The organism is Micromonospora sp. NPDC007271 (assembly GCF_040634005.1).
Taxonomy (GTDB): Bacteria; Actinomycetota; Actinomycetes; order Mycobacteriales; family Micromonosporaceae; genus Micromonospora.
Genome location: NZ_JBEYER010000036.1, coordinates 39,213 through 62,945, shown reverse-complemented (window position 1 = coordinate 62,945; position 23,733 = coordinate 39,213). Strand labels below are relative to the sequence as shown.

Sequence of the window (23,733 nt, the reverse complement as noted above, 5' to 3'; positions counted from 1 at the left end):
ACCCGCGCCTGGACCGACAGAGTCAACCATCCCGATGGATGAAGGGGGAATCGGGCCCCGGTCCGTATCCCCTTTCCGGGCAGGTCGAACGGGTGTGGCATGGTGGAAGGCGTGGTGATTCCGGCTGGCGAGCGTTCAGGTGTCACCGGCCCCGGCGGTCGTCGGGAGCCGGAGGGCACGGGTCAGTTCGGCGCGCTCGGCCTGCACCTCGCCGATCCGCGCGTCGAGGCGTCCGTGCTGGGCCTGCTGGAGCGGGTCGAGAGTGAGCTGCGGTCCAGCGTGGCCAGTGCCGACCCGCTGGTCACCGAGGCGGCCCGGCACCTGGTCGAGGCCGGCGGCAAGCGGTTCCGCCCGCTGCTGGTCGCGCTGGGCGCCCAGTTCGGCGACCCGACCGGCGAGCACGTCGTGCCGGCCGCCGTGGTGATGGAGCTCACCCACCTGGCGACGCTCTACCACGACGACGTGATGGACGAGGCAGCCGTGCGGCGGGGTGCTCCGAGCGCCAACTCCCGCTGGACCAACTCGGTCGCCATCCTGGTCGGCGACTACCTCTTCGCCCGGGCCGCGGACCTCGCGGCCGACCTCGGCCCCGAGGCCGTACGCCTGCAGGCGCGCACCTTCTCCCGGCTGGTGCACGGGCAGATCGCCGAGACGGTCGGCCCGCGCGGCACCGACCCGGTCACGCACTACCTGCACGTCATCGCCGAGAAGACCGGGTCGCTGATCGCCACCTCGGCCCGCTTCGGCGGCATGTTCGGCGGCGCCTCCGCCGAGCACATCGACGCCCTGGCCGGGTACGGCGAGGTCATCGGGCTGGCCTTCCAGCTCTCCGACGACCTGATCGACATCGCCTCCGAGTCGGTGCAGTCCGGCAAGACGCCCGGCACCGACCTGCGGGAGGGCGTGCCGACCCTGCCGGTGCTCTATGCCCTCGCCTCGGACGACTCCGACGCCGCCTCGGTGCGGCTGCGGGAGATCCTGGCCACCGGCCCGCTGGTCGACGACGCGCTGCACGCCGAGGCGCTCGGCCTGCTCCGCGAGTCTCCCGCGCTGAAGCGGGCCCGGGAGACGGTCCGCGGCTACGCCGAGGACGCGAGGGCGCGCCTCGCTCCCCTCCCCGGCGGCCCCGCCCGCCGGGCCCTCGAATCCCTCTGCGACTACATCGCCGACCGCACCAGCTGACCGCCACCCCGCCTACGGCGGTCAGCGGGTGGCGTGGGAGAGGAGGCGGCTCCCGGTGAGCATGAGGAGGGCGGCCAGCAGCATCGCCGCCGCAGCCGCCGCCCACATGGTGGGGTAGCCGAGCGCTCCGGCCAGGGTGCCGAGAGCCAACGGTCCCAGGCAGCCGCCCGCGTACACCCCGGTCTGGGTGATCGAGGTGGCGGCGGCCGGAGCCTGCGGGTGGAGCCGGACCACCGCGAAGTTCATCAGCCCGGGCCAGGCCCAGCCGAGCCCGAAGCCGAGCACCACGCCGGCGACCAGCGGCCCGGGGCCGGTGAGGGCCAGCAGCGCCAGCCCGACCGCGCCGACCACCAGCATCGCGGCGATCAACGCGACATGCCCGGCCGCCCGGCGATCGGCGAGCCAACCGGCGCCGATCCGGGCCAGCACGCAGACCGCGCTGCCCAGGGTGAGCGTCAGACCGGCCAGGGCCGGTGACAGCCCCCGTCCGGCGGACGAGTCCACCAGGAAGGTGCCCAGCGCGTTCGCCGCGCCGGACGCCAGGGTGGCGGCCAGACCGACCACCACCAGCGCCCCGGTGGCCCGGCCCGCGCGCCCGGTGCCCGTCCGCCGGGCCGGGGCAGCCTCGGCGCGGGGCACGGCCGGCAGCGCGGCCAGCGCCGCCCCGGCGGCGGCCACGAACGCCCAGCGCCAGCCCGCGGTCAGCGCGATGGTGGGCACCGCCGCGCCGGCCAGCAGGGTGGAGACCGGGATGGCCGCCTGTTTCACCCCGAAGGAGAGCCCCTGCCGGTGCGCGGGCACGTGCCGGGCCAGCACGGCGTTGCTGGCGAGCTGCCCGAGGGCGTTGGCGGCGGCGCTGAGCCCGAGCAGGCCGACCAGCATCGGGTACGACCGGGCCAGCCCCGCCACGGCCAGCAGCGAGCCGGCGGAGAGCAGGATGCCGGCGCGGGCCACCGCGACCGGGCCGTACCGCTCCACCAGTACGCCGGAGGGAAGCGACGCCAGCGCGCTGATCCCGAAGTAGACCGACACGGCCAGGCCCAGCCCGGCGGGAGAGAACCGCAGATCGTGGCCCATCTGCACGGCGAGGCCGCCGAGGAGGAACACCGGCAGGACGCAGGCGATCGTGGTGGCGACGGCACCCGCGCTGGCGCGGACGGTACGGCGGGACGTGGGTGGCGAGGGGTGCAGCACGGTGTCAGTCATGGCCAGGCAAACCTACGCCGGTCACATTTCGGCGTCGGCCGCCATGTTTCGGCAGCTGATCGTGTCTGTCGGTGCACGGCCTGTGCCCGGTGATCTGGCATCCTCGATCCGAACAGGCATTCCACACTCGGCCTGTTTTTCATATGGTGTAAGTCCCCGGCGGCGGAGGTGGTTGTGCGCGACCCCTTGGCGGAACCTTCGGACCTGATTCGGAGCGTCTCCCGCGCGCTTCGAGTGCTCGAGTCGGTCGGCCGTGCGCCGAGGGGACTCACCGTCAAGCAGATCGCCCGTCGGTGCGAGCTGACCGTCGCCACCACCTACCACCTGGTCCGCACCCTCGCGTACGAGGGCTACGTGATCCGGCGGGAGGACGGCACGTACATCGTCGGGCTGGAGGTGGCCGACCGCTACCGGGAGCTGGTGACGGCGTTCCGGGGGCCGCCGGCGGTCGGCGAGTCGCTGCGGCGGGCGGCGGCGGACACCGGCTGGAGCCACTACCTGGGGCGCTTCGTGGGCGGCCAGGTGGCGGTCACGGCGGTCGCCGAGGGGCCGCGCTCGCCGTACCTGGAGGATCTGGTGCCGGGTTTCGACGAGGGGGCGCACGCCACCGCACTCGGCAAGGGCCTGCTCGCCACGCTCACCCCCGAGCAGCGCTTCCGCTACCTGCGGGAGTACGGCATGCGCCCGTTCACCAGCGCCACCCTGACCACGGCCGAGGCGTTCGAGGCCGACCTGGCCGCCGGTGACCGGCGCGGCATGCAGCTGGAGCTGGGGCAGTTCCGTCAGGGGGTGGCCTGCGCGGCCGTGCTGGTCACCCCGGACAAGGACATCGAGCGCCGGGTGGTGCTGGCCTGCGCGCTCCCGGCCAGCGAGATGATGACCTCCGCCCGGGTGGTCCGGGCCAAGCTGCTCGGCGCGGCCCGCGCGATCGCCGACGGCCTCGCCGCCGAGCACTGAGGCCACCCACGCACCGAGCGGCCCCTCTCCGGCATGCGACGGCGCGGCGGGCTGGCTGAACCGAGCGGCGCCGCCGTACGTGTGCACAGGCGAACGCACGCTGGACTCGCCGTACGGGAGCGAGGAGACCGCCATCAGCGACCACGACGCCCAACTGCTGCGCGCGTTGCACGACGAACACGCCGACGCGCTCTTCGCGCACGCTCTCCGGCTGGTGAACGGCGACCGGTCGCGGGCTGAGGACCTGGTGCAGGAGACGCTGCTGCGGGCCTGGCGGCACCCGGAGTCGCTGGACCCGCGGCGCGGCTCGGTCCGGGCCTGGCTGTTCACCACGGCGCGGAACCTGGCCATCGACGCCTGGCGGCGCCGGTCCACCCGGGTCGGTGAGGTCTACACGGACAAGCTGCCGGAACCCCCCGGGACGGTCGACGAGGCGGAGCGCGCGGTGGAGGCGTGGACCGTGGCCGAGGCGCTGAACCGGCTCAGCCCGACCCACCGGGAGGTGCTGGTCGAGTGCTTCTACCAGGGGCGGTCGGTGGCGGAGGCCGCGGTCCGGCTCGGCGTGCCGCCGGGCACGGTGAAGTCGCGTACCCACTACGCGCTGCGCTCTCTACGGTTGGTGCTGGCCGAGATGGGGGTGACCGGATGACCCGCTGCGAGTTCGCGCACGACGACGGCGCGTACGTGCTGGGCGCTCTCGCTCCCGCCGAGCGCGCCGCCTACGAGCGGCACCTGGCCGGCTGCGCCGCCTGCCGGGACGCGATCGCCGAGATCGCCGTGCTGCCCGGCCTGCTGGGGCGGCTCGATCCGGCCGGGCTGGAACAGTTCCTCCCCGAGGCGGCGGAGGACTCCCGGGTGCCCGCGCTGCTCGAGGCCGCGCGGGAACGCCGGCGCCGCGAGCGGTCCCGGTCCCGACGACGGTACGCGTTGAGCGCCCTCGCCGCGGCGGTCGTCGCGGTGCTGGTCGGCGTCGGGGTGGCCCTGGTCCGACCGGCCGCACCGCCGGCCCCGCCGGTGACCCTGACCGCGATGCGGCCGGTCGCCGGCACCGTGCCGGTGCACGCCGAGATCGGGCTGACCGGAGCCGACTGGGGCACCGAGGTCACCATGCACTGCGGGTACGACCGGCGGGTCGACCACCACGAGGCGTACACCTTCCGGCTGGTCGCCCGCGGCCGGGACGGCGCGACGGAGCAGATCGGCTCCTGGCTGGCCGCCCCGGGCGACGACCTGCGGCTCACCGGCAGCACCCGATTCACCCGGGCTGAACTGGTCCGCCTCGAACTGCTCCGCGCCGACAACACCCCCCTCCTAACCTACGACCTCCCCTAATCCCCCCGCCCCCCCGCGCCCCACCCCCGCCGTCGATCTTGCAGTTGGGGACTCGGGTTTGCCTGGAATGTCCATTACGCCCCGACAGAAAGTGCAAGATCGACGGGGTTGGGGGGCGTGGGGGTGGGGGGTGGGTTAGGGGGTTGGGGTGGGGAGGGGAGGGGTGAGGGGGTGGGGGGTGGTGCGGGTGCGGTGGGCGGTGTGGAGGGCGTCCGTGGTGAAGATGATCAGGGCGAGCCAGACCAGGGCGAAGCCGGCCAGCCGGGCCGGTGGCATCGGCTCGTGGTAGATCAGCACGCCGCAGCCGAGCTGGAGGATCGGGCCGACGTACTGGAGCATGCCGATGGTGGACAGCGGCAGCCGGTTCGCGGCGCCGGCGAAGAGCAGCAGCGGGATCGCGGTGGCCGCGCCGGCCAGCACGAGCAGCACGGTGTGCCCGGCGGAGACGTGCCCGAACGTCGCCGCGCCGTGGCGGGTCAGCCACGCCAGGTAGGCCAGCGCGGGCAGCGCCAGTACCGCCGACTCGACGAAGAGCCCCTCCGCGGCGGGTAGTCCGAGCCGCTTCTTGACCAGACCGTAGCCGGCGAAGCTGAAGGCCAGGACCAGCGCCAGGTAGGGCAGCCGGCCGTAGTCGACGGTCAGCACCGCCACGGCGAGCCCGCCGACGCCGAGCGCCGCCCACTGCGCCGGGCGCAGTCGCTCGCGCAGGAAGAAGACCCCGATCAGCACGATGACCAGTGGGTTGATGAAGTAGCCGAGGGCGGTCTCCACCACCCGGTCGGAGTTCACCCCGTAGATGTAGGTGCCCCAGTTGACGGCGATCAGCGCGGCGGCCACGGCGATGCCGGCCAGCGTCCGGGGCCGGCGGGCCAGCGCCCGCAGGAAGCCGATGTTGCGCATCGCGGCGAGCAGCAGAGCGACGAAGATGACCGACCAGACGATCCGGTGAGCGAGGATCTCCACCGGGCCGGCCGGGCGGAGCAGCTTCAGGTAGATCGGGAAGAAACCCCAGATGAGGTACGCGCCGAAGCCGTACAGGTAACCGAGGCGGGTCTGGTTCACGCCTCTACCGTAAGTGGTGAAGCGGCACTCTGGTCCTTTCCGGTGACCTGGCTCACCGGCGGTGCCCACTTCATCCACATGCCTGGTTCGACCGGGGTGAAGCCGACCTTCGCGTACACCCCGTGCGCGTCGGCGGTGGCCAGCACGATCCGGCGTACCCCCAGCTCGGCCAGGTGGTCGCGGACCGCGCCGGCCAGCCAGGTGCCCAGCCCCCGGCCCCGCTCGGCCCGGTCGACGTAGACGTCGCAGAGCCAGGCGAAGGTGGCCTGGTCGGTGACCACCCGGGCCACGGCCACCTGCTGCCCGTCGCCAGGTCGGTAGACGCCGAACCCGATCGAGCCGGCGAAGGCCCGCTCGACCACGTCCCGCTCCCGCCCGGCAGCCCAGTAGGCGTCGGTGGAGAGCCAACGGTGCACGCGGTCGAGGTCGAGCCGGGCCGGATCGGTGGTGAGCTGGTAACCGTCGGGGCGGGTCAAAACGAACACCCTTGGCACATTAGTGCCGGCCCACCCGCCCCTCACCAGCCAATTCCCGCCCACTGGCCTGGCCGGTGGGCGGGAATCGGCAGGGCGCTTCAGTCGCGGTCGAGGACGGTGCCGAGGAGCCAGGTCACGATGCCGACGAGGAGGGCACCCAGCACGGCGGCCGGCCAGAAGCCGTCGACGTGGAACGGCAGCCCGGCCTGACCGGCGATCCAGCTGGTCAGCAGGAAGAGCAGGCCGTTGACCACCAGGGCGATCAGGCCGAGGGTGAGCAGGTAGAAGGCGCAGCCGACGGTCTTGATGATCGGCTGGAGCACCGCGTTGACCACCCCGAAGATCGCCGCGACCAGCACCAGCGTGAGCACCTTCTCGGTGACCGTCGCGGCGTTCAGGGTGATGCCCGGGATGATCAGGGTGGCCAGCCAGAAGGCCACCGCCGTCGTGGCCACTCGGATCAGAAGGCCCTTCAGGAATTCCATGGCCGGGATCGTGCCACGCCCCGGCCAGCGGCGGAACCCATGAAGATCGACGAATCGCGGCCGCTCAGCGGCGGCTCGGCCGACCGACCAGTTGCGACTCGATCGGCGTCGGCGACAGCAGCGCCCAGCGCAGGGCCCGGCGGTTCACCACCGCGACCATGTCGTCCCGGATCCGGGTCAGCCACTCCGCCGAGCCGCCGAGGCCCAGCGCCGCACCGGCCAGCGCCGCCTCGCCCGCATCGAGCGGTTGCAGGATCGCCAGGTCGGCCCGGGCCAGCGCCGCCGTGTCCGCCGGGGTGAGTTCGTCCCGCACCACCAGTACGGACTGCCAGGCCGCCGCCGTCCCCACCTCCGGTGGCACCGGCCCGGCGTCGATCACGAGCAGCAACGGGTGCAGCGGTGAGCCCGGCGCACCGCCCACCGGCCGCCCGGGCGGGATCAGCGGCACCGGGCCGCCGGAAGTGCCCACCCCGCGTACGAAGGGCTCCCATGCCCGCGGCCGGGCGGTCTGCACCACCACCCGGGCGCCCAGCGCCAGCGCCCGCAGCGCCATGAGCTGCGCGGCGCGTACCCCGCCGACCAGCAGCAGCCGGGTCGCCCCGGGACGGAACAGACGCACGGTCACCGCGCCGCCGTGCCGGTTGGCACCCACCATCAGGCCGGACTCGCCGAGGGAGAGTTCCAGCGCGTCCGGTTCGGCCGTAGCCGGTGGGGTGTTGGCCCGGGCCAGCGCCAGCGGCAGGGTGGCGGCCAGGCCGGCCAGGTGCTCGCCGTCGAGCCGCCGGATCTCGGCACCGAGGTCATCGGCGAGCCGGCGCAGCGCCTGCTCGGCGGCGGACAGCTCCGCGTCGGTCCGGGCGGCCAGGCGTACGGTCAGCTCGGCGGGCACCGGGGCGGTGTCGACGCCGACGCGGGGACCGACGCAGAGCGAGACGGTGGTGGCGGCGGCCGGCAGGGCGAGCAGCCGGGGCACCAGCCGCCGGCCCGCGTCGGTACGCGGATCCGGCCAGCGCCGCAGCCGCCAGGTGGTCTGGGCCAGCCCGCCCACCGTCACCGCCGGCCAGTACTCGCGTACCGGTGCGCCGGCGTCGTGATGGGCCGACTCGGCGACCACCCGGAGCGCCGCGGCCCCGCCCAGCGGCTGGCCGGCCAGCGGGCCGAGCCGGCGGACGATCCGCCGGACGGTGCCGGCGAGCGCCCGGCGCAACTCGTCGTCCGACCAGCCGTCAGCCCGCAGCACGCGCACGGCGAGCACCGCCCGGGCCCGGCCCGCCAACCGCCCGTCGGTGAGTTGGCGGTACGACGTGCCGACCGGGCTCGGGGCGGCGGCCGGCGCCGGGGCGGGCGACGCCGAGAGCAGCAACTGGAGCCGGACCGGTGGCTGCTCCGGGCTCGGCGGCGGCAGCAGGGACCGGGGCGCGGGAAGGGCCCGGGGGCCGTCACCGAGCAGGTCGTCGGGGTCACCGATCTCCAACAGCGCGGCCATCCCGTCGGCGTCCTCGAGCAGGGCGGCCGGGCGGCCGGCCAGCTCGGCCGGGCGGACCGCCGCGCCGGGGACCACCAGGTCCAGCATCGCGTCCGCCCCGGCGGCCGCCGGCAGGGATCGCCGGCGGGTCAGGTGCGCCAGCCCCACCAGCAGCCACTCGTAGAGCCACCGGCCGCGGAGCCGCACCCAGGCAACGGGCAGCAGCACCGCCGCCGCGAGCAGGGCGACGACGGTCACCGCGACTCCCCGGCCGACGGCCGCGGCCAGCACCGCCACCGCGACCTGTGCCGCCACCACCTGCCCGGCCCGCAGGCCGGGTGCCGTCCACTGTGCTGGGCGCCCGGCCGCGGGCACCGGGCGGCGTCCGGCACTGGTCGCCGTCACCGGCCCTTCCCCGTTCGCGACTGCGGGGCTCGCAGGCCCGGCTCGCTCCTCGCGCTCACGGTGCCTTCCTGGTTCGCGACTGCGGGGCTCGCAGGCCCGGCTCGCTCCTCGCGCTCACGGTGCCTCCCCGTCCTGTGCGTCGCGTGACGTCGGTGTGGCTCATGGTAGGGCTTCGTTGTCCACAGGGGAGCCGAGGGGGTAGCACAACGGGAATCGGGCGACTACCGTCAGCGACGAGTTTCGCCGGAGTGCGCGCCGTCCCCATCCCCGAATCCGGTTCTGCGCCCGGCGAGTCCACGGTGGTCGTTCCGACGGCCAGCCACGACCGAGGAGACGAGGTGACGTCCGGGGTGTCCCAGACCCAGGCAGAAGCCGCGGTGATGCAGCAGACCGCCGCGAAGTTCGAGCAGGTGGACCAGTCGTTGCAGAGCATGCTCAGCGGCCTGATGGCCGAGCTGGAGGTGCTGCAGCAGGCCTGGCGGGGTGCCGGCGGGCGCTCGTTCGAGCAGGTCAAGCAGCAGTGGGCGCAGGACCAGGCGGCACTCCAGCGGGCCCTGCGGGAGACCGCCACCGCGATCCGCACCGCCGGCGCGCAGTACGACGTCTCGGACACCGAGGCCGCCAGCCGGGTCGCCGGCACGCACCGCGGCATCCAGCTGCCGCTCTGACGCACGGAAGGAACAGAATCCGATGGACCACGGTGTGCTGGTCGTCAACTTCGCCGCGCTGCAGCAGGCCGGCGCGGACATCCAGAAGGCGCTGAACACCCTCGACAGTCAGCTCGGCCAGCTCGAACGGGACGCCGCGCCGCTGGTCGCGAGCTGGACGGGCGAGGCCCGCGAGGCGTACGAGCAGCGGCAGGCGCGGTGGCGGGCCGCATCGCAGGACCTGCAGGCCATGTTGCGCGACATCAAGCTCGCGGTGGAGGACTCCGCCGCCGACTACCTCGACACCGAGAAGCGCAACGTCAACCTCTTCCAGTAGTCGCCGCCGCTGCGGGTCGAGATCCGCACAGCGTCCCGGGAAAGGCAGCCACCCGGCTCGATCGAGGCCGCCGCTAACCCACCGCTGTGCGGATCTTGGCGTGTCCCGGCGCCGGCCGGGCAACTGCGCTACTCGGATCGGGGCACGTCGGTGATCAGGCCGGGCCGGCGGGCCGCCAGCGGCGCCGGGCACCACAGGGCAGCACCACGGCGAGCAACACCACGACGACGGTCGCCGCCCCGGTCGCACCGGCCACCAGCAGCGCCCGGTCCCGGGCCGCTGCCCGTCGCGTCCGCTGTGCCACCTCGGCCGGGTCCGGCCGGTCCTCCGGCAGGGCCGCGCTCCGGTGCGAGCGCGCCACCGCCGGCCCGGCCGACTCGGTCACCGCCCGGTACGGGTTCAACACCCCGGCACCGGCACCGCTCCCCGCGGCCGGGTCGGTGCTGGCCACGATCCGCCGGGCCACCTCGGCCGCGCTCAGCTCGGGGTGGTACTGCCGCAGCAGCGCCGCGGTGGCGGCCACGAAGGGCGTCGCGTAGCTCGTCCCTTCCGCCCGGCGGTGCCCCTGGCCGGGGGCCGCCATCAGCACGTCGCTGCCGGGAGCGACCAGATCGACGTACGGGCCGGTCTGGGAGAAGGCGGAGCGGGTGCCGTCCGCCCCGATCGCGCCCACCCCGAGCACCCCGTCGTACGACGCCGGGTACGGCCGGGGATTGCCGCTCTCGTGCAGGTTGCCGGCGGCGGCCACCACGACGACGTCGCGGCGTACGGCGTACGCGATCGCGAGGCGGACCGCGGGGCTGTCCGCGTACAGCACGACGGAGAGGTTGAGCACGTCGGCGTCGTGGTCGACCGCCCACCGGATGGCCCGGGCGAAGTCAGCCGCGCCAACCGTACGCCCCGACTCCCGCCCCTCGACCACCTGCTGTTCGCTGACCCGTACGGGCAGGATGCGGGTGCCCGGGGCGAGCCCGTGGAAGGCCACCCCCGGCCGGGGTGTCGCCGCGATGAGGCTGGCCACTCCGGTGCCGTGCCCGGCGCAGTCCCGGGTGCCGTCGCCGCCCGGATCCAGGAAGTCGGCGCCGGCGAGCACCCGCCCGGCCAGTTGCGGATGGGTGCGGTCCACCCCGGAGTCGATCACCGCGACGGTCACCCCGGCACCGGTCGCGAGCGGGGCGAGCCGGTCCGGCGCGTACCGTTGCTGCGGCCACGGCTGATCCGCGACCGGGCGGGCGGGGGTGGGCGGCGGGGTGCAGACCGACGGCGCGCGAGCCGCGGCCGGTGCGGCCGGCGACCCGACGGCGAGGGCGGCCGCAAGGACGGCCAGGGCCGGGCGCGCGATGGGCCGGGACATCGATCGCCTCCGTATCGTGTCGGCTCCGGAACGGGATGTTAGCGGCTCGTCGGCACCCCGGCGCACCGCCGCCGGCCAGCCATTGTGATCTTGTTACCACCTTGTAGGTTGTTAGGCGATGCCTATGGCCTGTTCGCCGAAGGAGAGGTGGCCGTGACCGCATGGGAGCCGGCCACCGAGGCCGAGGTGGCGATGCGGGACGCGCTGAGCGCGCAGGATCAGCAGCTCTACTTCCGCATCCTGGCCCGCGTCGACCTGCTGCTACCGGTCGTCACGGAGTCGCCGGCCGGGCGGGGCCCGGTGGGTTGGGGCACCTGGACCACCGGTGGCCGGACGCACGTTCTCGCCTTCACCTCTGCCACCGCCCTGCGGGCCTGCCTGGGCGGGAACGCCGGCGCCACGCGCCGCGTCCCGTACGCCGATCTGGCCGCCGGGTGGCCCAACCACGAGTGGTGGCTGGCGGTCAATCCCGGCCTGCCGATCGAGGGCTATCTGCCCGCCTGGTTCGTGGCGCAGCTCGCCCGGGGCGACGTCCGGCTGCCGGGCCGCACCATGGGTGCCCGGGCCCGACTGGAACGGGTGGAGACGGCGGCCCGGGTCCGTGCCAGCGCACCTGGCCGGGACGCCACGACCCCACCGCTGCCCGACGCGGTCGCCGGCCGCTCGCCGGTCGCGCCGGTCCCGCCCGCGTCTTTTCCACCTGCACCGGTCCCGCCCGCGTCGGTTCCGTCCGCATCGGTCCCGCCCGCGTCGGCCTCGCCCGTCGGAGGCGGTCGTAATCCGGTCGGCGGAGACGAGCCGTCGACCCTGCCGATCGCCGTGCCGGCGGCCCGGCCCACCGTTTCCGGCGCGACCGGACCGGCCGGCCCGCCGATCGCCGGCCGGTCGGAGCCGGCGTCCCACCATTCCGCGCCCCAGCGGCCCGGTGACGAGGGATCCGCGCGGCCGGGGTGGCCCGCCCGGACGGGCCGCATCGCTCCCGTCGGCGGCACCGCCGACTCACCCGGTGACCGTCCCGACCCCGGCTCCGAGAGCCTCTCCGGCCGGCTCGACGACCTGCGGCGGCGCCCGGGCGGGCCGGAACCGATCGGCGGTGCCGGGCGTAGCGGTCCGGCGAACGGCCGGCCCGGCGAGGCCTCGCCGCCTCCCGCCCGGTCCTTCTTCGAGCCCGCCTCAGGGCGCTCGGCCCGCCGACTGTCGCCCTTGGACCCGGCGCACCGGGCCGGTGAGCGTGCGGTTCCGCCGTCCCGGTTCGGCCCCGGTGGCCAGCCCTTCCCACGTCGTCGCCCGCTGAACGAGCCGGTGCCGGAGCAGCCCACCCGGTCGTTGGCGGTGGATGCCGGGGAGACCACGCAGGCGCTCCGCCCGGAGGAACCGGCCCGGGCGTTCCGGCCCGCGCCAACCCCCGACGAGGAGGCGACCCAGGCGCTGCCGCGTCGCCGCCCGGATGCCGGCGACGGGACGGGTACGGACGAGTCGGCCCGCCCGGCACCGAGAGATCAGGGGGGCGGGGCCTTCACGTCGGCGGCGGCGGAGGAACTGCCCCCGTCGATCGCCGAGCCGGTGTCCGGCCCACCCGCGCCGCAGCGGGGCTTCAAGCCGATCGTCATCGAGGGCACCGTGATCGAGTCCCGGGATCTCACCGGGCCCGAGGAGCTCCCGACCCGGCCGATCCCCAGCCCCGCGCCCGCGGCGTCCGAGCCGTACGCGGTGCCCACCGTGCCCGCCGCCACCTCGGCACCGCCGGCCGAGACGGGTTCGCCGCACCGGGCCGACGGCGACGGACCGGGTACGCCCTGGGCCGGCCCCGCCGACCCCACCGTGCCGCTCACGATCGACCCGCCCGCCGCACGGGCAGCCGGCATCCCGTCCGGTTCGCTGCTCGAGCCGCCGGCCCCGCCGGCCGAGCCCACGGTGCGACTGTTCGAGCCGGCCGAGCCCACGGTGCGACTGTTCGAGCCGCCCGAGCCACCGCCCCAGCCCACGGTGGGGCTGTTCGAGCAGATCATCCCGCCCGACGGGCCGGCCGCCGCGCCGGAATTGGCGGTGCCGGTCGCGCCGGGATTGGCGGTGCCCGTCGCGCCGGAGTCGGCGGTGCCCGTCGCGCCGAAGTCGGTCGAGCCGGTGCCGCCCGACTTCGTGCCGGCGAACGACGTGGAGGAGGACCTGCTCGGGGCGGCGGGTAGCGGCAGCACCGACGGTTTCCTCTCCACCCTGCTGCTGGCCCGGGTACTGCTGCCCGTCGCGCCCGGCTCCGCGCCTGGCAGCCGGCCGGGCGATCCGGGTTTCGTCTGGCGGACGGAGCAGCTCGACGGCGAGACGTACGTGGTGGTCTACACCTCGCCCGAGCGGCTGGCCGACGGCGCCGACGGGGCGGTCGAGACGGTGCTCGTGAAGTTCGTCCAGCTCATCCGGCGCTGGCCGGACGAGAGCTGGTCGTTCGCGGTGAACCCCGGCACCCCGGTCGGGGCGAAGTACCCCGGCGAGCAGGTCCTCGCGCTGGCCAACTGGGCCGCCGAGGTGGGGCTCGGGGACGACCCGGAGAGCGAGCCGGAACCGCCCGCGGCCGAGGCCGAGCGGGTGGCCGTCGCCCGGCCCGCCGCGCCGCCGGTCGACGCGAGCCGGCCGGTGACCATGCAGAAGGCGGTCGCCCCGAGCCAGCTCGCCTACTACCTGGAGCGCGGTTACGACCGGGTGTCCGGCTTCGTGCACCGGGCCAGCGAACTGGCCCACCTGAGCACGCCGGGGCAGCTGTACGACGCGCTCGGCCTGGGCTACCCCGACTCGCCGTTCGCCCGGAACGCCGAGGAGATCTACGTGCTGCGCTGGCCGGCGTACCGGCCGAGCCTCTACCGCATCCCGTACGGGGGGCAGAACGACGCCGCGATGCGGGCGATGGAGGGCTGGGTGATCGAGCGTCCCCCGTTCCGCGGCAACGGTTTCGCGCCGGGGGAGAGCAGCGACGTGATCGCCGAGTTCAAGGTGGACAGCGCGCGGCTGCCGCACGGCGCGCAGCTGTGCCGGATCGGCGCGGACGGCAGCGACCGCGTGGTGGCGGTCCTGGACACCGATGCGCTGCTCTGGCGACGGGTCGGTGAGCCGTGATCCGCGACGGCTACGTGGCCCGCTGGCGGGGCCAGGAGTACCAGGCCAGCCCGGACGGCGACGACGTCCGCCTCTATCAGCCCGAACCGGGCGAGGGCTTCGAGGAGGTACGCACCGGCCGCCACGTCCGGGTGGTGCCGGCCGCCGAGGTCGAGGAGTTGGCGTACGTGCGGACCACCTGCACGTGGCAGGGGCAGCCGTTCATCGTGCTGGCCGAGCACGACGGCTGGCTGCGGGTGGAGTACACCGGCGGCCGTTGGCCGGTGGCCCGCGCGCTGGGCCTCGAAGCCTTCGACTTCGGGGTCTACCAGGGCTGGGCGCCGGCGAACGAGGTCACCGACCTGCGGGAACAGCGGCTCTGAGTCAGGACTTCGTCCAGCGCAGAATCTCCCCGAGCACCACGTCGGGGGCCTCCACGTGCGGGAAGTGCCCGACCTCGTCGAGCAGCCGCCACTCGTACGGGGCGGTCACGTAGCGGCCCGAGCCCTGGGCGGTACGCGGTAGCGACGCCCGGTCCAGCGCGCCGTGCAGCTGGAGGGTCGGCGTGGCCAGCGGTCGCTGCATCAGTTTGACGAACCGGTAGCCGTGCAGGCGCAGCACCGACCGGAATGCCCAGCGGTACCCCTCCATGGCGCAGAAGGCCGCTTGCGGGATCTGCATCGCCTCCCGGCAGCACCGGGCGTACGCCGCGAAGGTGGGGCCGTCGACCCAGCGGGGCCCGCCCCAGCGTCGCAGGATCGCCTCCACCTCGGCGGCGTCGTCGCGGGTCAGCACGTGCTCGTACCGGGGAAGCTGGAACTTCAGGGCCGGGGTGGCGGCGGCGAACTGGCCGCGCGGGTCGGCGAAGATGGCGGCCCGCAGCCGGAGCGGGTGCGGCGCCCCGAGCACGACCAGGCGCCGGACCAGGCTGGGGTGGAACGAGGCGGCGGTCCACGCGATCAGGCCGCCGGCCCCGGCGCCGACCAGGGTTGCCGACCGCTCGCCGAGCGCCCGGATCAGCCCGGCCACGTCGGCGGCGAGGGTGTAGCCGTCGTACCCCCGGGGTGGCTTGTCGCTCGCGCCGTACCCGCGCAGGTCCATCGCCACCGCGCGGAATCCCGCGTCGGCGACCGCCGGCAGGATCTCCTGCCAGGCCAACCAGTATTCGGGAAAGCCGTGCAGGAAGAGCACCAGCGGGCCGGTGCCGGCCTCGACGACGTGGAAGCGGCTCCCGTTGGCACCGACGAACCGGTGCGTCCACGGCCCGTCGGAGAGGACGCAGGACTCGTCGACGGGTCCGCCTCGCTGGTCGGTCATGTGGCACAGCCTAGGGGCGGTAGCGGGACAACGGCTGCGCAGGTGGCGGGGATCAGGGGTTTCTCCGGGACAGCACGGAGGAAGCGGGGTGGCGGCGCGTGCGTCAGCACCGGCGGAAGCGGCGCGGCGGCGCGCCGCCGGACCGGCCCCGAGACGGGCGATGCCCGGGCAGTGACCTGCCCGGGCATCGCGTGGTGCGCTGTCGCGTCGATCAGCGGCTCAGGAGAACTTCACCTTCATCGAGGTGCCGTTCTGCTCCATGACCTTGATCTTGACGCCGGCCGCCGGGAGCTTGACGCCGTGGTTCGGCAGCTCCGGGTACCAGTACTGCTTGGTGTCGTCGAACAGCGGCTGCGCGTCCTGGCCACGGATGTACTGCGGCTGGCTGTTGATGTGCAGCGTGAACGAGTCCGCCTTCTTCAGGCTGAACGGCGCGTCGTAGACCTGGACCCGGGCCCGCCAGGGGTTGCCGGTCAGGTTGTAGATCGGCCGCGGGTGCGCGTCGATGATCATGTTCCGACCCTCACCCGGGTGGGCGAAGGTGTCGTTGTCGGCCCACCGGAGGTTCCAGTAGGAGATCAGCAGACCCTGCTGGTACGCGTAGTGGTCCACCCAGTCGGGCCGGCTGTTCAGGTAGCCGAAGTAGTACGGGCCGGTCTTCAGGTACTGGTCGTACGAGACGTACGAGCGGTTGCCGGCGATGTAGAAGTTGTCGAACTTCCGCTTGTAGGTCTCCTCGACCACGCTGAACCCGTTCATGGCCCAGCCGGCGGCACCGGCCTCGGCACCGTCGCTGACCAGCGTCTGCCCGTCGGCGGTGACGGTGATCGCGTCACCGTAGAAGCCGCCGGCGGAGAGGCCGCCGTCGGTCTGGTAGCGCAGCCGGAACTGCACCGACTTGCCGGCGTAGGCGTTCAGCGGGAGGTTGATGTCGACCCACTGCCCGTTGCTGGAGCCGTCCAGCGCGTAGCGGCCGGGCGAGATCTCCTTGAGCGCCTTGCCGTTGGCCGTGCCCGGCAGGGTCGCCCAGCTCTGGCCACCGTCCGTGGAGACCTCGAAGAAGAGGTAGTCGTAGTCCTCTTCGATGGTGTAGCGACCCTTCATCGACAGCGCGGCGGTGGTCTTCCCGGTGAGGTCGATCGTCCGCGTCATCGTGTTGTTCAGGTCGTCGTCGTTGCCAGAGAAGAACTGCTTGGTGCCCTCGAACGGCTTGCCGTTCTCGAACGTGTACTCCCGCTGCGGCAGCACGACCACGGCGGCCTGCGCCTTCTTGGAGTTGTACTCCTGCGGGCCCAGCTCCAGGGTGCGCTTCTGCCCGGCGACGACGACCTCGTAGTCGAGCCAGCCGAGCTGGAGCTTGTTCCAGGCGCCGAGGTCGCCACCCCGCTCGCCGATGCCACCGTCGTTCTTGGCGTTGAGCCGGCTCTGGGCCATCAGGGTCCAGTGCTCGTTGTTGTTGTCCCCACCACTGGTCACGTTGTAGTCGTCCGGCAGACCGAGGTCGTGGCCGTACTCGTGGTAGAAGACGCTCCGGCCGCCGTTCTCCGGCTGGATGGTGTAGTCGCCGATCCAGACGCCGGTGTTGCCGATCTGGGTGCCGCCCAGCGGGTTCTCGGCCGGGCCGGTGTTGCCGATGTCGGACGCGTAGGCGTACCAGCGGTGGCTCCAGATGGCGTCCTCACCCTGGTGCGGGTCACCGTCGGCCTCGTCACCGCCGGCGTGGACGATCTGGAAGTGGTCGATGTAGCCGTCCGGCTCGTTGAAGTCGCCGTCACCGTCGTGGTCGTACCGGTCCCACTGGTCCATGGCCCGGAGGTCGGCGGCGATCTGCGCGCCGGTCCGGCCGGCGGCCTTCTGGTCGGCGACCCACTGGTTGGCGGCGTCCCGGACCAGCGCCCAGGTGTTGGTGCAGACGTTCGAGCCGCACGGGTAGCCGCCGGAGCGGCCGTAGCGGGCCTCGTTGTACCGCACCTTCACCCAGTCGGTGACCACGCCGTCGACGCTGTACCGGCCCGAGGACTGCGCCTCGTAGTACTGCTTCAGCGACTCGTCGCCGGGGGTGGTGCCGAAGTAGAGCTTGCGGTAGTGGTCGGCGCTGTAGTCCGACTGCCAGACGGTGGAGTTGTCCAGCGCCCGGTTGGGCTTCGGGATCTCGTTACGCAGCGGCCCGTCGAACCGGGTCGGGCCCGGGGTGTCCGGGTCGGTGTCCTGGTCCGGGTAGCTCGGGTGCCGCTCGTTGCCGAACTCGGCGAGGATCACGAAGATGCGGTCGGTCGTCTCGCGGGAGAGCTCGACGTACTGGTCCTGGGTCGGGCCCTTGCCTGCCTTGGTGCTCTTGGCGGCCTTGCCCGCCTTGGGCCCCTTGGCCGCCTTCTCGCCGACCTTGACGACCGTGCTGCCGTTGATCTTCTCGGCCTTGGTCCGGCCGGACAGGACCTCGCTCAGGCCCTCCTGGCGCAGCGCCCGCCGCTTCTCCTCGAGCGGGTTGGGCAGATCGTGATCAGTCTGCGCGGGCTCGGCAACCGACGGAGCGGCAGCCGGCAGCTTCGGCGCCGGCGCGGCGCTGGCGGCCGTGCCTGCCACCAGTGACGTCGCCGTCAGCGAAAGCCCGAGCAGACCCACTGCGACTTTGCGCACGTGGTACCTCCGGTGTGAGGGAACCGGCCCGACGGGGTACGGGCCGGTGAGAGCGTCCCACTAGTGGGACCACTGGTGAAGATAGACATTCCGGTGATCCCTGGAAAGACATCCGCGTCGATTTGTAGCAACTTCTTGTCGGGAATGGCTCACCCCGTCACATCTGCATCGGTCGATCGGGCGGGCAGGATTGGGCGAACGTCCCGGGGTACGCGAATGGGGCCGGTGGCGTCGCCGCCACCGGCCCCATTCGGTTCGGTGCTACCCGATCAGTTGGTGACCTTGACGACCATGCCGCTGGTCGGGGTGGTGCCCTGCTGCAGGATCTGGATCCGGGTGCCGGTGCCGGCCACCTTCACCGAGTTCTGCGCGTTGCCGGAGTTCCAGTACGTCCCGATGCCGCTGTCGTCGAAGACCGGCTGCGGGTCGAGCGCCGGGACCGTGACCGCCACACCGTTCTTGTGGAAGGTCTGGGCCGGCTTGGCGTACAGGCTGAACGTCGCGTCGTAGCCGCCGCGGCGGTTGGTGATCACGCCCTGACCCGGAACGTTGATCTTCTGGGACCGGACGTCGACCGGCAGGTTGAGGCCGTAGCCCGGGTGCTGCGACGTGTTGTTGTCGCCGTACGCGTAGTTCACGTACCAGATCAGCAGGCCGGGGTGGTTCGAGAACCGCTCGACGAAGTCCGGCCGGGTGTTGGCCCAACCGAAGTTGTACCCACCGGTCCGCAGCGTGTCGTCGTAACCGAAGTAGGTCCGGTTCTCGGCGAGGTAGAAGCGGGGGTAGGTGTCGGTGACCGAGCCGGTGATCCGGGTCCAGCCCTTGACGGTCCACTCCGTCGCCAGGGTCTCCGCGTCGTCGGTCCATGCGACCGTGCCGTTCTTGGTCAGCGCGATGTTGTCCAGGAACGGGCCGGCGAAGTGCAGGCCGCCGTCGGTGGCGTAGCGGTAGCGGAAGGCCACGGTCTGTCCGGCGTACGCCGACAGGTCGTAGGTCAGGTCGACCCACGCGCCGCTGGTCGAGCCGTCGACCCCGGTCTCGCCCTGATCGATCAGCGAGTTGCTCAGCGCGTGCCAGGTGGCGCCACCGTCGGTGGACACCTCGGCGTAGAGGAAGTCGTAGTCCTCCTCGATGTCCCACTGGGCCTTCGCGGTGATCGACGCGGCGGTCGCGCCGGTCAGGTCCAGGGTGCGGGTCAGCGTGCTGTTCAGGTCGTCGGCGCTGCCGCCCCACCACTCGTACGACCCGCCGAACGGCGTGTTGTAGTTCGTGGTCTGGGTCTGCGCGGGCAGGTTCACCACGACCGCCTGGGCCTTCGGCCCGTCGCTGTCGCCCGCCGGCCCGAGGGTCACCTTGGTGGTGCCGCTCTTCTCGTCGACCACCGAGTAGTTCAGCCAGCCGAGGAAGAGCTTCGACCACGGGTCCATGTAGCCCGGGGTCGAGCCGATGTCGTCGGTGCCGTGGCCGAGCCACGAACCCGAGGCCATCAGGCTCCAGAAGCCGACGCCGTTGTCGCCGCCCTGGGTGTCGTACAGGTCCGGCAGGCCGAGGTCGTGGCCGTACTCGTGGGCGAAGACGCCCAGACCACCGTTCTCCGGCTCGGTGGTGTAGTCACGGATCCAGAACCCGGAGTCACCGATCTGGACACCACCGGCGAGGTTGCCGGCCGGGCCGGCCTTGCCCTCGAGGTTGGGGAACGCGGCCCAGCGGTGCGACCAGATGGCGTCCTCGCCCTGGGCGCCGCCGCCGGCCTCCTCGCCCTCGCCGGCGTGCACCGCCTGGAAGTGGTCGATGTAGCCGTCGGGCTCGTTGAAGTCGCCGTCGCCGTCGTAGTCGTACCGGTCCCAGACGTCGAACTGGGCCAGGTAGTCCTTGATCTGCTGCGGCGTCTTGCCGGCCTTGATCTGGGTCTCGTACCAGGACGTGGCGCTGTCCCTGACGAAGTTCCAGGAGCCGTCGGCGTCGGAGATGTTGTTGCTGCCGTACCGGGCCTCGTTGTACGGCACGGTGATCCAGTCGCTGACGTCGCCGCCGACCGTGTACCGCCCGCCGGACTGCTTCAGGTAGAAGTCCCGCATCGACTCGCCCGGACCGTAGAACATGTCCGTGTAGTGCTCCCGGTGGAAGTCGGGGCGCCACAGGGTGCTGTTGTCGTCGGTCGAGCTGCCGTCCCAGTTGCGGTCCGGCTCGGGGATCTGGTTGACCACCGGGCCGGGCGTGCCGCCGGTCCGCGGGTCGGTCTTGTCGCCGAAGTTGACCAGCATCGTGAAGATGGGGTCGGTCTTCGCGGGCTTCTGGTACTCGACGAACAGGTCGTCCTTGACCTGGATGACCTTCGAGCCGTTGCGCGTCTGAAGCTTGGCCTTGCCCGTCAGCAGGTCGGAGATGGCCTGCTTACGGATCTCCCGGTGCTGATCCGCCTTCGGATCCGGGAGGTTGTCCTTGCCGTGCTTCACCTTGTCGGCGCCGGGGGTGGGCTCCGCCGCCGGGGCGGCGGCCGCCGGCGCCGTGACGACACCGGCTGCCAGCAGCGCGGCCGCGGCCGAGGCCAGGCCCGCTGTGACTCGTCTCCTCAAAGGTCCTCCTCCTTTGTGGATCTGTTACATGACAGAGACAGCAGTAGCCATCGCTGTCATGTCATGCGTCACTCACAATGGCAGAGGGTGGGGACCCTTGTCACCGGTCAATTACCGGTGCGGGTGGCCTTCTTTCCGGGGTGAATCGGGACCAACCAGCGCAGGATTCCGACCGCGATTTACATTACGGTTTGATCACGATCACTTAGCGTAACGGTGATTATGGGATCCCCAAGGGAAGCGCCGTCGCCCCCGAAAATGTCACTCTCGATCTCTGCGGCAATTCCGGCGTCGAAAAGGCGACGGGGCCCGCCCGGAGCGGCTTGCTCCGGACGGGCCCCGCGGACGGGCCTGATCCGCGACGGCGGGTCAGGTCACGGCCGCGCCGAGGTCACATACACCGTGGCGAACGAGTTGTCCTTCGCGGCCCGCTTGATGGTGATCGAGACGCCGTAGGCGACGCCCGCGTCACCCGGGTTGCCCGAGCCCAGCACGGTGAACCCGAGGTCCGTGCCGTACAGGCCGGTGGCCGGGCTGCCGTCCGGGTTGGTGATCCGGGTGGTGTACGGCGCGTGGCCGCGCGACGGGATGACCACCGAGGCGTCGCTGTCCCGCGCGAAGAGCCGCCCGTCGCGGACCTCGATGCCCGGGTACCAGCCCTTGGCGTCGGTGAAGGCGGTCACCGGCGCCTGCGCGGCGAACTGACTGCAGTACTCGCTGTACGGCTCGCCCACCGCCTCGAGACACTCCGTGAAGGGGTACGTGGGGTTCAGCGAGAAGGCCGCGTTCGAGGACTGCGGGCGGCTCGGCAGGTTGTCGAGCACGGACTCGTCCTTGACCGCCGCCTCGCCCTGCCGGCGCAGCGGCTCGTTGTGCGAGTCGACGATCAGCAGCCCGCCCTTGGCGCCGTAGCTGGGCAGGGTGGTCAACTGCCCGGTGACGTGGTTGACGTTGCCCAGCGTGGTGTCCCGGTACCAGACCAGCATGCCCGGCGCGTTGTAGGCGACCTTCTCCACCTTCCAGGCGTCGCGGGAGTAGGTGGTGTCGTAGGTGTACTTCAGGCCCTGGTCGAAGCCGTCGAAGTTGCGCCACTCGGCCAGGTAGTAATGCGCCTTGACCTGGGTGCCGGTGTCGGTGTGCCACCCCGCGCCGGTGGTGTCGGTGAAGGTGCCACCGGTCAGGGTCCAGCCGTTGGTGCCGTTCTCGACGTCGTCGCTCCAGGTGGTGGTCCCGCCGCCGGTGACCGAGAAGTCGTCGGCGAACCAGCCGCGCTCCACGAACGCCGCGTCCGTGGCGTAGCGCAGGCGCAGCTGCACCGTCTTCCCGGCGTACGCCGACAGGTCGACGTAGTCGTGCCGCCACCCGTTCGTCGTGCCGCCGAGGCCGTACTTCTTGCCGCCGTAGTCGGCCATCCGCCCGTTCGGGTCGGCGTAGCCGTCGTTGGTCGAGACGAGCTTGCCGGTGGCGTCGTAGACCTTCTGCTCGGTCCAGGTGGCGCCGCCGTCGGTGGAGACCTCGACGAAGCCGAAGTCCCAGTCCGCCTCGATGATGTAGTTGTTCCACATCCAGAACTTCGCGTCGGCGGCGTTCGGGACGGTCACCGTACGGCTCAGCTTGACGTCGGCCCAGTCCTGGTCGGCGCCGCTGTACCACATGTTGGCCCCGCTGTGCGGCTCGGCCAGCGTGATCACCTTGTCCGGCAGGTTGATCTTGATGCCGTCCTTGGTGCCGACCGGCGTGCGCGAGGTCTGCCCGAGCTGCACCGCGCGCGGGTCGTCACCCGGGTTGATGTTCAGCGGGTCGGCCCAACCGAGCACCCACTTGTCCCACAGCCCCATGTGGGTGGGCAGGGCCTGGAAGATCTCACCGGAGTGCGAGCCCGAGGCCATCAGGTCCCAGAAGTCGACGTCCGAGTCGGCGTTGCCCGAGGTGTCGTAGAGGTCCGGCAGGCCGAGGTCGTGCCCGAACTCGTGGGCGAACACACCGACGCCGGCGTCCTCCGGCTGCACGATGTAGTTCGACACCTTCAGGTTGGTGCCGGGGATGGTGTAGCCACCGGCCACCGAGGAGGAGTGCGCCCAGACGGCGTAGATGCCCTGGTCGCCGCCGCCGCTGGACTTGCCCTTGCCGGCGTGCACCAGCACCAGGTGGTCGATGACGCCGTCCGGCTCGTGGTAGTTGCCGTCCCCGTCCCGGTCGCTCTGGTCCTCGATGTCGTAGTCGGCCCAGGGGAAGTTCGGGTCCATCTTGGCCAGCGTGTCGATCGCGTCCGTGGCGAGTCGCGCGGCACCCAGCGGGTTGTCCGGGTGGCCGTTCATCGACTGCTGCCGTCCGGCGACCCAGTTGCCGTTGTCGTCCTGGAAGCAGCGGGACGCGGCGTACCAGGCCTCCGAGTGCGGCACGGTGATCCACGGGCTGGCCTGCCCGTCCACCGTGTACGCGCCCTTGGACATCTCCAGGTACATGTTGTGCATGGTCCGGCCGGCCAGGCTGATGCCCGGCTTGCCGTCCGGCCCGGTCAGGTCCGTGCGGACCCGCTCGGTGATGCCCTCCTTGGTGTAGAGCATCTTGTCGTAGTGCGCGGGTGAGAAGTCCGGCACCCACATCGAGTTGTTGTCCTCGTGGGGCAGGGTGGCCGGGCTGGCGATGTTGTTGTGCTTCGGGCCGTTCTGGACGGTGCCGGGGACACAGGTCCGGTCCTCGAAGACCGTCCTGGGGACCAGGACGTTGGTGAAGTCGTCGTTCGCCCGGTCGTTGAACTCCACGAGCAGGGTGAGCAGCTTGGCGGTCTGGGTGCCCTTGGCCTGCTTGATCTTGCGCGGGCTCTGGCCCGTCTTGATCGCCTTGGCCTCCAGCTTGGCCAGCTCGCGCGCCGTCACCGGGTTGCCGCCGGCGTACTTCCGGTCGTACGCCCGGGCCTCGTCCGCGGGCGAGGTGAAGATCCCGTCCTTGCCCTTGACCTCCTTACCAGCGGTGTCCGGTTGCACCTCGGGCTCGGCGTAGTTGATGTAGTACTCGTCCGCCCCGATGGTGGCCGGCGCCGGACCGGACGTCTGCGCGGCCGCGCTGCCCGTCACGGTCAGTGACGTGGCGGCGAGGGCGATGGCGGGCAGCGCGACGAGTAGGCGCCGCCGCCGATGGGGTTTCGTGTTCATGCCACTCCGTTCGTCGGGCATGGGAGGAGGAAACTGGACGGGCAGACATCGCAATG

The 23,733-nt window shown here is 72.5% G+C and carries 18 protein-coding genes; 8 read left to right on the top strand and 10 right to left on the bottom strand.

Annotation, left to right across the window (positions count from 1 at the left end; translation table 11 throughout):
• Window positions 1-99: 99 nt before the first annotated feature.
• Window positions 100-1,182 (top strand): polyprenyl synthetase family protein, encoded by a 1,083-nt coding sequence (locus ABZ570_RS15585; RefSeq protein WP_358062869.1) that lies wholly within the window; start codon window positions 100-102, stop codon window positions 1,180-1,182.
• A gap of 21 nt (window positions 1,183-1,203) precedes the next feature.
• Here ABZ570_RS15585 and ABZ570_RS15580 read toward each other — a convergent pair whose 3' ends face one another.
• The gene (locus ABZ570_RS15580; protein ID WP_358062867.1) at window positions 1,204-2,388 is read right to left on the bottom strand and encodes an MFS transporter; all 1,185 of its coding nucleotides are present in this window, start codon (window positions 2,386-2,388) and stop codon (window positions 1,204-1,206) included.
• 174 nt (window positions 2,389-2,562) lie between these two features.
• On the opposite strand from ABZ570_RS15580, the gene ABZ570_RS15575 reads away from it, so the two are divergent.
• From ABZ570_RS15575 to ABZ570_RS15565, 3 genes are all read left to right on the top strand, one after another.
• On the top strand, window positions 2,563-3,345 hold the full coding sequence (locus tag ABZ570_RS15575; protein WP_358062864.1) for a helix-turn-helix domain-containing protein: 783 nt from the start codon (window positions 2,563-2,565) through the stop codon (window positions 3,343-3,345).
• 133 nt (window positions 3,346-3,478) lie between these two features.
• Entirely contained in the window at window positions 3,479-3,994 is a 516-nt protein-coding gene (locus ABZ570_RS15570; RefSeq protein ID WP_358062887.1) for a sigma-70 family RNA polymerase sigma factor, read from the top strand.
• Window positions 3,991-4,677, top strand: a complete 687-nt coding sequence (locus tag ABZ570_RS15565) for a zf-HC2 domain-containing protein (protein WP_358062861.1) — start codon at window positions 3,991-3,993, stop codon at window positions 4,675-4,677. Before ABZ570_RS15570 ends, ABZ570_RS15565 begins: the two co-directional genes overlap by 4 nt.
• A gap of 135 nt (window positions 4,678-4,812) precedes the next feature.
• On the opposite strand, the gene rarD is transcribed toward ABZ570_RS15565, so the two are convergent.
• The 4 genes from rarD to eccE form a co-directional block, all read right to left on the bottom strand.
• Window positions 4,813-5,739, bottom strand: coding sequence for an EamA family transporter RarD (gene rarD, locus ABZ570_RS15560; protein WP_358062858.1), 927 nt, complete (start codon window positions 5,737-5,739; stop codon window positions 4,813-4,815).
• Window positions 5,736-6,224, bottom strand: a complete 489-nt coding sequence (locus ABZ570_RS15555) for a GNAT family N-acetyltransferase (protein ID WP_358062855.1) — start codon at window positions 6,222-6,224, stop codon at window positions 5,736-5,738. The genes rarD and ABZ570_RS15555 overlap by 4 nt, the downstream gene beginning before the upstream one ends.
• Window positions 6,225-6,313: 89 nt before the next feature.
• Window positions 6,314-6,700 carry a phage holin family protein gene (locus ABZ570_RS15550; protein WP_358062852.1) on the bottom strand — a complete coding sequence of 129 codons (387 nt, stop codon included), beginning with the start codon at window positions 6,698-6,700 and terminating at the stop codon, window positions 6,314-6,316.
• Window positions 6,701-6,764: 64 nt separating this feature from the next.
• Window positions 6,765-8,570 carry a type VII secretion protein EccE gene (eccE, locus tag ABZ570_RS15545; RefSeq protein ID WP_358062849.1) on the bottom strand — a complete coding sequence of 602 codons (1,806 nt, stop codon included), beginning with the start codon at window positions 8,568-8,570 and terminating at the stop codon, window positions 6,765-6,767.
• Window positions 8,571-8,920: 350 nt separating this feature from the next.
• Here eccE and ABZ570_RS15540 point away from each other — a divergent pair, with 350 nt between their 5' ends.
• Both ABZ570_RS15540 and ABZ570_RS15535 read left to right on the top strand, forming a co-directional pair.
• Window positions 8,921-9,238: a WXG100 family type VII secretion target gene (locus ABZ570_RS15540; protein ID WP_357849948.1), complete on the top strand. Its 318-nt coding sequence runs from the start codon at window positions 8,921-8,923 to the stop codon at window positions 9,236-9,238.
• Window positions 9,239-9,260: 22 nt separating this feature from the next.
• Window positions 9,261-9,554: a WXG100 family type VII secretion target gene (locus ABZ570_RS15535; RefSeq protein WP_358062846.1), complete on the top strand. Its 294-nt coding sequence runs from the start codon at window positions 9,261-9,263 to the stop codon at window positions 9,552-9,554.
• 154 nt (window positions 9,555-9,708) lie between these two features.
• On the opposite strand, the gene mycP is transcribed toward ABZ570_RS15535, so the two are convergent.
• A complete protein-coding gene (mycP, locus tag ABZ570_RS15530) occupies window positions 9,709-10,908 on the bottom strand; it encodes a type VII secretion-associated serine protease mycosin (protein ID WP_358062843.1) in 1,200 nt (399 codons plus the stop codon).
• Between the two features lie 153 nt (window positions 10,909-11,061).
• Between mycP and ABZ570_RS15525 the strand changes: the two genes are divergently transcribed.
• A complete protein-coding gene (locus ABZ570_RS15525) occupies window positions 11,062-14,013 on the top strand; it encodes an SseB family protein (RefSeq protein WP_358062841.1) in 2,952 nt (983 codons plus the stop codon).
• Window positions 14,010-14,375 (top strand): hypothetical protein, encoded by a 366-nt coding sequence (locus tag ABZ570_RS15520; protein WP_358062838.1) that lies wholly within the window; start codon window positions 14,010-14,012, stop codon window positions 14,373-14,375. The genes ABZ570_RS15525 and ABZ570_RS15520 overlap by 4 nt, the downstream gene beginning before the upstream one ends.
• Before the next feature lies 1 nt (window position 14,376).
• On the opposite strand, the gene ABZ570_RS15515 is transcribed toward ABZ570_RS15520, so the two are convergent.
• The 4 genes from ABZ570_RS15515 to ABZ570_RS15500 all read right to left on the bottom strand — a co-directional run bounded on the left by ABZ570_RS15515 (window position 14,377) and on the right by ABZ570_RS15500 (window position 23,677).
• Window positions 14,377-15,309, bottom strand: coding sequence for an alpha/beta hydrolase (locus ABZ570_RS15515; RefSeq protein WP_358062835.1), 933 nt, complete (start codon window positions 15,307-15,309; stop codon window positions 14,377-14,379).
• A 219-nt stretch (window positions 15,310-15,528) separates the two neighbouring features.
• A complete protein-coding gene (locus ABZ570_RS15510) occupies window positions 15,529-17,931 on the bottom strand; it encodes an immune inhibitor A domain-containing protein (RefSeq protein WP_358062884.1) in 2,403 nt (800 codons plus the stop codon).
• 284 nt (window positions 17,932-18,215) lie between these two features.
• The gene (locus ABZ570_RS15505) at window positions 18,216-20,522 is read right to left on the bottom strand and encodes an immune inhibitor A domain-containing protein (RefSeq protein WP_358062832.1); all 2,307 of its coding nucleotides are present in this window, start codon (window positions 20,520-20,522) and stop codon (window positions 18,216-18,218) included.
• A gap of 374 nt (window positions 20,523-20,896) precedes the next feature.
• Entirely contained in the window at window positions 20,897-23,677 is a 2,781-nt protein-coding gene (locus tag ABZ570_RS15500) for an immune inhibitor A domain-containing protein (protein WP_358062829.1), read from the bottom strand.
• Window positions 23,678-23,733 lie beyond the last annotated feature (56 nt).